Source organism: Actinomyces sp. SKVG-SVH-4(1), from assembly GCF_048514265.1.
GTDB classification, from domain to species: domain Bacteria; phylum Actinomycetota; class Actinomycetes; order Actinomycetales; family Actinomycetaceae; genus Actinomyces; species Actinomyces oris.
Map to the genome: position 1 here is coordinate 35,783 of NZ_JBGEVE010000019.1, position 9,309 is coordinate 45,091.

A 9,309-nucleotide genomic window follows, 5' to 3' on the forward strand; every position below is an offset into this window, starting at 1 on the left:
CGTAATCGCGGTGTGGCAACCCTGAGTTTTCGGCGTGCTGACGGCCACTCTCTCACCTCTTGGGCCGACGGGCACTGGGGGACCATACTTGGCCCGACCCCGCTCACCCGCGCGGGAGGATTCCCCTGAGAAGAAAGGACACTGCTGCTATGACGTACGTCATTGCCCAGCCCTGCGTCGACGTCAAGGACCGTGCCTGCGTCGACGAGTGTCCCGTCGACTGCATCTACGAAGGTGAACGCAGCCTCTACATCAACGCCGACGAGTGCGTCGACTGCGGCGCCTGCGAGCCCGTCTGCCCCACCGAGGCGATCTTCTACGAGGACGATGTTCCCGAGGAGTGGGAGGACTACACCCGCGCCAACATCGACTTCTTCGAGCTCAAGGGACTCGGCTCGCCCGGCGGCGCCCAGAGGACCGGCGCGCTGGACTACGACGACCCCATGATCGCCGCCCTGCCCCCGCAGAACGAGGAGTGGAAAGAGGCCAACGGCTACTGAGCCGACGGGCCGGGGGTGGAGACGCCCCCGGCCCGTGAGGGAGAATCAGGGCCCGTGACCACCAGCGCGACACCTGAGACCCTCCCCAGCCTCCACCTGCCCCGCCGACTCGCCCTGCCCGACTTCCCCTGGGACTCGCTGACCCCCTACCGGGAGCGGGCCGCCCAGCACCCCGGCGGTGTCGTCGACCTGGCGGTCGGCACGCCCGTCGACCCCACCCCGGAGATCGCCCGCAACGCCCTGTTCTCGGCGGCCAACGCCCCCGGCTACCCGACGGCGGTCGGCGCCCCCGTGGTGCGTGCCGCCATCACCGAGTGGATGGAACGACGTCGGGGCGTGGCCGGCCTGGGCGATGACGAGGTCATCCCCACCATCGGCTCCAAGGAGTCCGTGGCCCTGCTGCCGCTTCACCTGGGGGTGCACCCCGGCGACCTCGTCCTGCACCCGCGTGCCGCCTACCCCACCTACGACGTCGGCGCCCGCCTCGTGGGGGCCACTCCCGTGCCCGTGGACACCGATGCCGACCCCGCCACCTGGGGCATTGCCGAGTACGCGCCCGTGGCGATCGTCTGGCTCAACAGCCCCGGCAACCCCGACGGGCACGTCCTGAGCGTCGAGCAGATGGCCCGGATCGTCGCCTGGGCCAGGGCGCGGGGCGCCGTCGTCATCTCCGACGAGTGCTATGCCGAGCTCGGCTGGGAGTCGCCGTGGGACGCCCGGCCGATCCCGAGCCTCCTGGACCCCCGGGTCGGAGGGGAGGCAGGACGAAGCGGCCTGCTCGCCCTGTACTCCCTGTCCAAGCAGTCCAACCTGGCCGGCTACCGGGCGGCCTTCCTCGCCGGTGACGCGGGGCTCGTGGGCGCCGTCACCGAGGTGCGCAAGCACACCGGCATGCTCATGCCGACTCCAGTGCAGGCCGCCCTCGTGGCCGCCCTTGGCGACGAGGCGCACATGGAGGTGCAGAAGGAGGTCTACCGGGAGCGCCGCGAGGTTCTCGTCGAGGCGACCGCCGCCGCCGGGCTCGTCAACGACCCGGCCTCCGTGGCCGGCCTGTACCTGTGGCTCCGGGGGCCTGAGTCGATGAGCGCCTACGAGCTCGTGGGGGCCTTCGCCGAGCTCGGGATCGTCGTGGCCCCCGGCGACTTCTACGGCGAGGCCGGGGCCGGGCGGGTGCGCATGAGCCTGACCGACACCGACGCGCGAGTGGCCGCCGCCGCCGCACGCCTGCGCTCGCCCGAGGCTGCCGCCCTCTTCGCCGGCTGAGACTGGAACAGCCGGCCGAATCAGCCGCTGACCAGCGCCTTGATAAACTTATCAGCCGCCGCCGTGCTTGATAAGTTTATCAAGCATGGGTGGGTATCCGGCTGCTGCCCCGGCGGGCTGATCCGGGCTGATCGGCCGATCCGGTCGTCCGCGGTGGGTCCATGAAACGACGCCGTGACGGCGCACCCCGTACAGTGGGCGCTGGGCCCGCCGGAACCCCGTGGGCCCAGGTCTCGCCGTCGCGATGCGTGCGGCCCCGAGCCCCAGGAGGCATGATGACGAGCACCCCCACCACCCCCGCGGCCGAGCAGCCCGAGCAGAGCCGGCCCAGCGCCGTCGGCGGTCCTGGCCTGCTGGCCGTTGACGGCACCAACCTCGAGCTGCCGCGCACCCCGGCGACCGACGGCGCCGACGGCCTGGGCGTGTCCAAGCTGCTGGGCTCCACCGGCGTGGTGACGCTCGACCCGGGCTTCACCAACACGGCGTCGTGCACCTCGCAGATCACCTACATCGACGGCGCTGCCGGGATTCTGCGCTACCGCGGCTACCCGATCGAGGAGCTGGCCAAGTCCTCGACCTTCCTGGAGGTCGCCTACCTCCTCATCAACGGTGAGCTGCCCGACCGTGAGTCCTTCGCGCGCATGGAGCGGCGCATCTCGCGCCACCGGCTCCTGCATGAGGACTTCCGTGGCTTCTTCACCTCCTTCCCCTCCTCTGGCCACCCGATGGCGATCCTCCAGGCCGGGATCGCGGGCCTGGCCACCTACTACGAGGACACCCTCGACCCGCACGACCCCTACGAGCGCGAGCTCGCCACCGTGCTGCTGCTGGCCAAGATGCCCACGATGATTAGCTACATCGCCCGGCGCGCCATCGGCCTGCCGCTGCTCTACCCCGACCCGCAGCGCTCTTACGTCGAGGACTTCATCCGCCTGACCTTCGGGATGCCCTACCAGTCCTATGAGATCGACCCTGCCGTGGTGCGGGCCCTGGACATGCTGCTCATCCTGCACGCCGACCACGAGCAGAACTGCTCGACCTCCACCGTGCGCCTCGTGGGATCGGCCGACGCCAACATGTACGCATCCGTGGCCGCGGGCGTGGGCGCTCTGTCCGGGCCGCTGCACGGCGGCGCGAACGAGGCGGTCCTGCGGATGCTGGACACTATCCAGAGCTCGGGGATGAGCACGGCCGAGTTCGTCCGCAAGGTCAAGGACAAGGAGGACGGCGTGCGGCTCATGGGCTTCGGCCACCGGGTCTACAAGAACTACGACCCGCGCGCCGCCATCGTCAAGGAGACCGCCCACGATGTCCTGACCCGCCTGGGCTCCGACGACGGCGACCGCAAGCTCGAGATCGCCATGGAGCTGGAGGAGACGGCGCTGCGCGACGAGTACTTCGTCTCGCGTAGCCTCTACCCGAACGTCGACTTCTACACCGGCCTCATTTACCAGGCGATGGGCTTCCCCACGAAGATGTTCACGCCCCTGTTCGCCCTGGGGCGCCTGCCGGGCTGGATCGCCCAGTACCGCGAGATGATCGCCGATCCCGCCAAGCGCATTGGACGGCCCCGACAGGTTTACGACGGCTCCACCGAGCGCCACTACGTGGCCATGCACCGGCGCAAGCACGACGACGGCCAGTACCCGGCCACCCGCGCCGGTGTCCCCAGCCTCGACCGCGTCACGAGGGTCTGAGTCACCAGGGTCTGAGGTTCACGGGCCACGCCGGTTGCCCAGGGCTGATTGTCTGTGGCCGGTTGTCTGGGGCCGGGCGGTGCGGTTCGGGAACGTACATTCCCGACGACGACTGCGTTCTCCCCCAAACCACTGAGGTCCGCCCGCAGTGGTTTGGGGGACAAGTACGTCCCCGACGCAAAAGTACGTCGTCGATCATCCGCTCGTGGGATGCCACCAACTGCTCGTAGATCGGACGGCTGTAACCGAGGGTGAACAGGGGACTTCCGGTCGGCACGAAGGTCACCACCGGGCAGTACTCCACCGCATCACGAGGGGCTGCCTGGCCCTCCATCGAATCAGGATGTCTGTTGCAGAGGTGAGGTGGGCCCCTGGTCTGCTGGGCGTCAGTCGATCACGCGACAAAGGCTCGTACGGCTGAGCGGATGATCTCGGAGCGGCTGGTGCCGTCCTTCTCAGCACGTTGGTCGACCGCGGCTACCAGACTGTCGTCCATGCGGACTGGGACGACTCGCGCCGCACCATTCCCGATGGGACGGCGTCCTCGCTTCTTCAGCACTTCGACGTCGTATCCACGTTCCGCTTCGTCAGCCCACTCCTGGATCGTCTCGTCGGTGACTGGCACGCCATCAATGGTTTCCATGCGACAAGTGTAATACGAAATACCTGCCTGAACGTCGTCGAGACCGTCGTGGTGAGCTCGGTGGCCTACAGGCCGTCCAGGTCGATCTTGCCCATGTGCAGGAGCTTCTCGCGTGTGGCGGAGTCGGCCATGAGCTCGGCGATGTTGTGGGAGACGACCTGCCAGGAGACGCCCCAACGGTCGACGCACCAACCGCAGCGCTCGGCCTCGGGCACAGCCGACAGTCCCGCCCAGTAGCGGTCGATCTCCTCCTGGTCCCGGCAGGAGACGATCATGGAGACCCCGGGTGTGAAGGTGAAGTCGTGGAAGGCCTCCGAGTCCATGGCCGTCATCCAGATGCCGCGCAGCGTGAAGTCGGTGAACATCACCGTTCCCGCCTCCATCGGCCCGCCCTCCTCGTAGCGGTACAGGGCCCCGCGATGGGCGTCGTCGAACAGAGCGATCCAGGCCTCGGTGGCCTCATCGGCGTTGGCGTGGTTGGTGCCGCCGAACATGAAGGAGGGCAGGATGAAGGGGCGCGGCTCGCCGGCCGGGTCGGTGAGCATGAGCTGCCAGGTCATGCCGAAGCGGTCGCGAACCCAGGCGTAGCGCGGCGAGAAGGGGTACTCGCCCAGCTCCGTGAGCACACCGCCGGCGGAGAGATGCTCATAGAGCTCATCGAGGTAGGCCCGGGCCTGCTCCTCGCCGCCGAACAGGAGCGGGTCGAAGTTCAGGATGCAGCTGATCGACGGGTTCGGGGCGTACTGGTCCCCGCCGTTGATGAGCGAGAGACGGAACCCGTGGATGCTGACTGTGGCCGCGTACCCGGGCACCTGCTCGACGAGGGAGCCCTCGCGGAAGACGTCGGCGTAGAACTGGGCTGCCTCATCGGCGTTGCCGTTGCACCGGATGGCGGGAGTGATGAGCTGGTCCATGTGAACACCGTAGCGTGACATGTGTTGGGGCCGCTGAAGTGTTGTGGCCCCCATCTCTAGTGGCGCGCCCTCCAGTGAGGACTGTGCATGATGCCGACCGTGTTCCCGAACGGATCAACGATAGATGCTGTTGTGAACCCGCCTCCGCGTGAGGTGGTGGGAGTGTGAGTACGTGCCCCATGCGCAACGAGGGTGGTGAACGTCGTGTGAATATCGTCGGTGTGCCAGTAGGTGATGGGTGATGTTGTCGAACCCGGGGACGGTGTCATCAAGGAGCGATCCATGATGCCCAGTTCGTCCTCGTCCGGACCGATGCGGAACTCGGTGTAGGCGCAAGGGCCGGTTTGTGGACTGCGGTAATACGGAGTGATGCCCAGCAGGTCTGCGTACCAGCGAGAGGCGGCGTCGACGTCATCAGCGGTAAGAACCATCGTGGTGAGTCCCTGCAGGATGGTCATGGCGTGTCCTTTCGGTGAGATGCCTTGTGGCACCCAACCTAGAACTGAAAGTGCTCATCCGGTGCGCACCATTGTCTGAGATGATCTTTAGTGTGCGTGCAGACCGTCTGATCGCCCTCCTGTTGCTCCTCCAATCGCGTGGGAGGATGACTGCCTCCCAGGTGGCCGCGGAGCTCGAGATCTCGCCAGCTACTGCCAGACGAGACCTCGAAGCCCTCTCGACGGCGGGAATCCCGGTCTACTCACAGCCGGGGCGAGGTGGTGGCTGGCGCCTTGTCGGAGGTGCTCGAACTGATCTGACTGGTATGTCTGCGGGCGAGGCGCGAGCGCTGTCGCGGATGCTAGGAACGGCGGCACTGAAGGACCCGGAAACTCGGGTGCCCACGATGAAGCTTATCCAGGCCTTACCGTCTTCTCTGCGTGATGAGGCTGAACGGTTGATGACGGCAGTTCATGATGACCGTGTTGCCTGGGGTGAGTTGACGGCTGATGCAACGTCGGGCCTAAGCCAACTTTGTGATGTCGTCGCCCAGCGCCGAGTGGTGGTTGCCTCCTATCAGTCAAAAAATGGGGAGTGTAGTGTTCGGCGTCTGCTTCCCCTGGGGCTGGTGAATAAGGTAGGTGTCTGGTACCTCATCGCTGATGGTGAATGTGGGATGCGGATATATCGAGTATCGCGGTTTGATGAGGTGGTCGTGACGAATGAGGTGTTCGACCCTCCGAAAAATTTTGATGTCGCCGCCTATTGGGATGCTCAAGCGGACGTCATTGAGGGAAAGCGGTCCGGGGTTGCTGCGGTGCTGCGGGTGCACTCATCGATCGTTCCTGTGCTGCGTTACCAGTTCGGAAGGTATTTCACTCTCCTTGAGTAGGGTGACGTGAGCGTTGTTGAAGTTCGCGCCCACATGCTAGTCGGATTGGCTGAGAGGCTTGCGGGGTGGGGTGACCGCATCGACGTCTTGTCACCACCTTGCCTGCGGTCTGAACTCGCCCGTATCGGCTCAGAACTGGTTGCGCATCACGGTTCCGCACAATGATGAATCGGTGTCAGACATCGACCTGAGTTCTGAGATGGCTTGGACGGATCATTAGCGCGCTGAAGGTGCTCAGTAAGAATGCGGTGATGCCGATAGCGGTGAAGTTGCCGGTGAGAGTGAGCAGTGGGCCGCCGATAATCCCTGCCACCGTTGTACCGAGGTACATCACGGCGCTAGTGAGGGTGGAGATGGTGCCGCGCGCTGTGCTGTCAAGTTGCTGCAGATGGAGCATGCGGACGCTGAGCATTGCGCCTCCGCAGGCGAAGAGGGGCAGGAATACCAACCCCACAACGATCGGAGGTGGAGACATGGCGAGCGTCAGATAGGCGATGCCCATCGCTACGGCGCTCAGGTAGATGGCTTGGGTGGGGGTCATACGGCCGGTCAGTCGGACGCCGAAAAGGCTGCCGATCGTGTTGCCGACCCCGCCGGCCAGGATGATGAGCGCCACGGTGACCTTCGACGTGCCCAGGCCGTCCTCCAACCAGGTCGGTGCGTAGGTGAATACGGTGAAGAACGCCAGCGTGTACACGAGGTAGGACAGGAATCGTGTGATCGCCTGCGGCGCGTGGAGCAGGGTCAGGTATGGCACCTTCTTAGCCGCCGCGGTCGGGTGGATATCAGGGATCTGGTACCAGAGCGTGACTGTTAGCCCCAACGAACAGACCCCGATGATGGGGAAGACAATGCGCCAGTCTATGATTGCGAGGAGACTTCCGAGAGGGACCCCGACAACCTGAGCGATGGACAGTCCGGCGGTCGTATATCCCATGACGCGCAGAATGCGCTTCTGATCCGGGCCGACGAGGGTGGGAATCATCGCCCACACCTGCGGTGCAGCAACGGCCGCCGCACCGCCAGTGACAAAACGGAAGGTGAACATTGTCCAGAACCTCGACGAAACTGCACAGGCGACTGTTGCCAATGCGAAAACCACCATCCCAAGCGTAAGGATGATCCGGCGGTTACCTCGGTCCGAGATTGGTCCGGACACCAGGCCGGTGAGCGCGTATCCGATCGCATAGATGCTGACCAGCCAGCCGCTCTGCGTCGTCGACACGTCGTATGTCTTGGCAAGCGATGGCAGTAGTGGTGCGACGACGAAGGTGTCCGAACCGATCAGGAACATGACCGCGAACCCGAGTAGTGAAAGTTTTCGGTCCATAACGTCCTCCAGTCCGTTGAGAGCGCCTCAACGCTAAGCCTTGACAGTGCTGTCAATGTCAAGAGATGCTGGCGCGGTCCAGTAAGTTGATCGACGAGGGGCGTATGCGCATCAACGAAGCTGCCCGGCATGCTGGGACCAGTCCACGGATGCTGCGCTACTACGAGGCTGAGGGGCTGCTGGCGCCCGTGCGTCGTGACAACGGCTATCGCGACTACGGTGCTGGAGAGGTTCTCGCCGCCCGCCAGATCGTCGCGCTGTCCCACGCCGGCTTGCCCCTCTCGCTCATCAGGACGGTGCTGCCATGTGCCACAGAAAGCGGTGCGTTGAGGGCGTGCCCCTCGGTCGCGCCCGAGCTGCGCCGTCGGCTCCGCGACGTCGAAGAACAGATTGACGCGCTCGCGAGCGGCGCCGAGGTCATCAGGAGCCTCCTCGACAACCTTCAAGACGTCGCATCTGCCTAGCCCGCCATATAGTTGCGTGCTGGTGTCTTACTTGGCGGGCGCGAGCCGAACTTGGCTGCCACGCTGGCGTTTATCTTCTGAGGCCTGAGCTGTCGGGGAGTCCTACTCGCGTTGCAGAGTCATCGACGGCGAACTCTGTCCGAACCGCAACCACTGTGGTTAGGCTGGCCTTATGAGCAAGAAGCCTGCTGCCTCTGCCGCCTCGACCGACCTGCCTCTGCCTCATGCCGACCGCCCTATCGCCTCAGCCCCCGGCCACTGGGTCCTGGCCCGCGCCGGCAAGCGCGTCCTGCGTCCTGGCGGCGCCGCCCTGTCCGCCGCCATGCTCAGCCGCGCCGGCCTCGCCGGCGCCGACGTCGTCGAGCTCGCCCCGGGCCTGGGGCGCACCGCCGCCGAGATCATCAAGGATCACCCCGCCTCCTACACGGCCATCGACCGCGACCCCGACGCCGCCCGGCGCGTGGCCGCCGTCGTCGGGGACCTCGGTGCCGTCCGCCAGGGCGAGGCCGCCGACACCGGCCTGGACGAGGCCAGCGCCGACGTCGTTGTCGGCGAGGCCATGCTCACCATGCAGGGGGACAAGGGCAAGGCCGCCATCGTCGCCGAGGCCGCCCGCGTCCTGCGCCCCGGCGGGCGCTACGCCATCCACGAGCTCGGCGTCACTCCCGACGACATCGACGAGGACTACTACACCCAGCTGCGCCGCGACCTGGCCCGCTCCATCCACGTCAACGCCCGCCCCATGACGGTGGCATCCTGGAAGGAGCTCATGGAAGGGGCCGGACTCGTCGTCGACTGGGTCGACACCGCCCCCATGGCCCTGCTCAAGGTCGGCCGCAACATCCGCGACGAGGGCCTGGGCGGCTTCCTACGGATCGCCCGCAACGTCGCCGCCGACAAGGCGCTGCGCCGGCGCGTCCAGGAGATGGCCGCCACCTTCAAGTGCTACGAGAAGGACATGGTCGGCATAGCCCTCGTGGCCCACAAGCCCGAGTCCTGAGCCCCGCTTCTCGCCGGTCGTCGACGTCGCGGTCGTACCTCAGGTCGCGCGTTCGAGGGGTCAAGGGTGCGAACGCGCGACCTAAGTGTAATGATCGGGGAGGTTGGTTAGGCGGGTGATGGGTGGGTGGCCTTGGGTGGCGGTGTGGGGTCGGTGGTGATTGTAGAG

Annotated in this window: 10 protein-coding genes and 1 pseudogene; 7 read left to right on the forward strand and 4 right to left on the reverse strand. The window is 66.0% G+C overall.

Going from position 1 to position 9,309, the window contains the following annotated elements; translation table 11 throughout:
- Positions 1-149 precede the first annotated feature (149 nt).
- From fdxA to AB7V09_RS12155, 3 genes are all read left to right on the forward strand, one after another.
- Positions 150-500 (forward strand): ferredoxin, encoded by a 351-nt coding sequence (gene fdxA, locus AB7V09_RS12145; RefSeq protein ID WP_009394099.1) that lies wholly within the window; start codon positions 150-152, stop codon positions 498-500.
- A 54-nt stretch (positions 501-554) separates the two neighbouring features.
- A complete protein-coding gene (gene dapC / locus AB7V09_RS12150) occupies positions 555-1,763 on the forward strand; it encodes a succinyldiaminopimelate transaminase (protein ID WP_419143912.1) in 1,209 nt (402 codons plus the stop codon).
- Positions 1,764-2,038: 275 nt separating this feature from the next.
- Positions 2,039-3,460, forward strand: coding sequence for a citrate synthase (locus AB7V09_RS12155; protein WP_009407442.1), 1,422 nt, complete (start codon positions 2,039-2,041; stop codon positions 3,458-3,460).
- Between the two features lie 394 nt (positions 3,461-3,854).
- Here the strand turns inward: AB7V09_RS12155 and AB7V09_RS12160 are convergent, their stop codons facing one another.
- The 3 genes from AB7V09_RS12160 to AB7V09_RS12170 all read right to left on the reverse strand — a co-directional run bounded on the left by AB7V09_RS12160 (position 3,855) and on the right by AB7V09_RS12170 (position 5,475).
- Positions 3,855-4,103, reverse strand: coding sequence for a ribbon-helix-helix domain-containing protein (locus AB7V09_RS12160; protein ID WP_419143913.1), 249 nt, complete (start codon positions 4,101-4,103; stop codon positions 3,855-3,857).
- A gap of 65 nt (positions 4,104-4,168) precedes the next feature.
- Positions 4,169-5,017 (reverse strand): VOC family protein, encoded by an 849-nt coding sequence (locus AB7V09_RS12165; RefSeq protein WP_419143914.1) that lies wholly within the window; start codon positions 5,015-5,017, stop codon positions 4,169-4,171.
- Between the two features lie 56 nt (positions 5,018-5,073).
- Positions 5,074-5,475: a VOC family protein gene (locus AB7V09_RS12170; RefSeq protein ID WP_419143915.1), complete on the reverse strand. Its 402-nt coding sequence runs from the start codon at positions 5,473-5,475 to the stop codon at positions 5,074-5,076.
- Positions 5,476-5,621: 146 nt separating this feature from the next.
- Between AB7V09_RS12170 and AB7V09_RS12175 the strand changes: the two are divergent.
- Both AB7V09_RS12175 and AB7V09_RS12180 read left to right on the forward strand, forming a co-directional pair.
- Positions 5,622-5,681, forward strand: a pseudogene (locus AB7V09_RS12175) (hypothetical protein); the annotation flags it as partial.
- A 180-nt stretch (positions 5,682-5,861) separates the two neighbouring features.
- On the forward strand, positions 5,862-6,347 hold the full coding sequence (locus tag AB7V09_RS12180; RefSeq protein WP_419143921.1) for a helix-turn-helix transcriptional regulator: 486 nt from the start codon (positions 5,862-5,864) through the stop codon (positions 6,345-6,347).
- Positions 6,348-6,522: 175 nt separating this feature from the next.
- On the opposite strand, the gene AB7V09_RS12185 is transcribed toward AB7V09_RS12180, so the two are convergent.
- Positions 6,523-7,677 (reverse strand): MFS transporter, encoded by a 1,155-nt coding sequence (locus AB7V09_RS12185; protein WP_419143916.1) that lies wholly within the window; start codon positions 7,675-7,677, stop codon positions 6,523-6,525.
- Positions 7,678-7,781: 104 nt separating this feature from the next.
- On the opposite strand from AB7V09_RS12185, the gene AB7V09_RS12190 reads away from it, so the two are divergent.
- Together AB7V09_RS12190 and AB7V09_RS12195 are read left to right on the forward strand one after the other, a co-directional pair.
- Complete coding sequence (locus AB7V09_RS12190; protein ID WP_070510617.1) at positions 7,782-8,141, forward strand: MerR family transcriptional regulator; 360 nt, start codon at positions 7,782-7,784, stop codon at positions 8,139-8,141.
- Between the two features lie 172 nt (positions 8,142-8,313).
- On the forward strand, positions 8,314-9,141 hold the full coding sequence (locus AB7V09_RS12195) for a class I SAM-dependent methyltransferase (protein WP_419143917.1): 828 nt from the start codon (positions 8,314-8,316) through the stop codon (positions 9,139-9,141).
- The last annotated feature ends 168 nt before the right edge of the window (positions 9,142-9,309 follow it).

Excerpts from the sequence above, each read along its gene's own strand:
- AB7V09_RS12190 (WP_070510617.1), top strand. The coding sequence starts at position 7,782 with ATGCGCATCAACGAAGCTGCCCGGCATGCTGGGACCAGTCCACGGATG.
- AB7V09_RS12165 (WP_419143914.1), bottom strand. The coding sequence starts at position 5,017 with ATGGACCAGCTCATCACTCCCGCCATCCGGTGCAACGGCAACGCCGAT.
- AB7V09_RS12180 (WP_419143921.1), top strand. The coding sequence starts at position 5,862 with ATGAAGCTTATCCAGGCCTTACCGTCTTCTCTGCGTGATGAGGCTGAA.
- AB7V09_RS12195 (WP_419143917.1), top strand. The coding sequence starts at position 8,314 with ATGAGCAAGAAGCCTGCTGCCTCTGCCGCCTCGACCGACCTGCCTCTG.
- AB7V09_RS12155 (WP_009407442.1), top strand. The coding sequence starts at position 2,039 with ATGACGAGCACCCCCACCACCCCCGCGGCCGAGCAGCCCGAGCAGAGC.
- fdxA (WP_009394099.1), top strand. The coding sequence starts at position 150 with ATGACGTACGTCATTGCCCAGCCCTGCGTCGACGTCAAGGACCGTGCC.
- AB7V09_RS12160 (WP_419143913.1), bottom strand. The coding sequence starts at position 4,103 with ATGGAAACCATTGATGGCGTGCCAGTCACCGACGAGACGATCCAGGAG.
- AB7V09_RS12170 (WP_419143915.1), bottom strand. The coding sequence starts at position 5,475 with ATGACCATCCTGCAGGGACTCACCACGATGGTTCTTACCGCTGATGAC.
- AB7V09_RS12185 (WP_419143916.1), bottom strand. The coding sequence starts at position 7,677 with ATGGACCGAAAACTTTCACTACTCGGGTTCGCGGTCATGTTCCTGATC.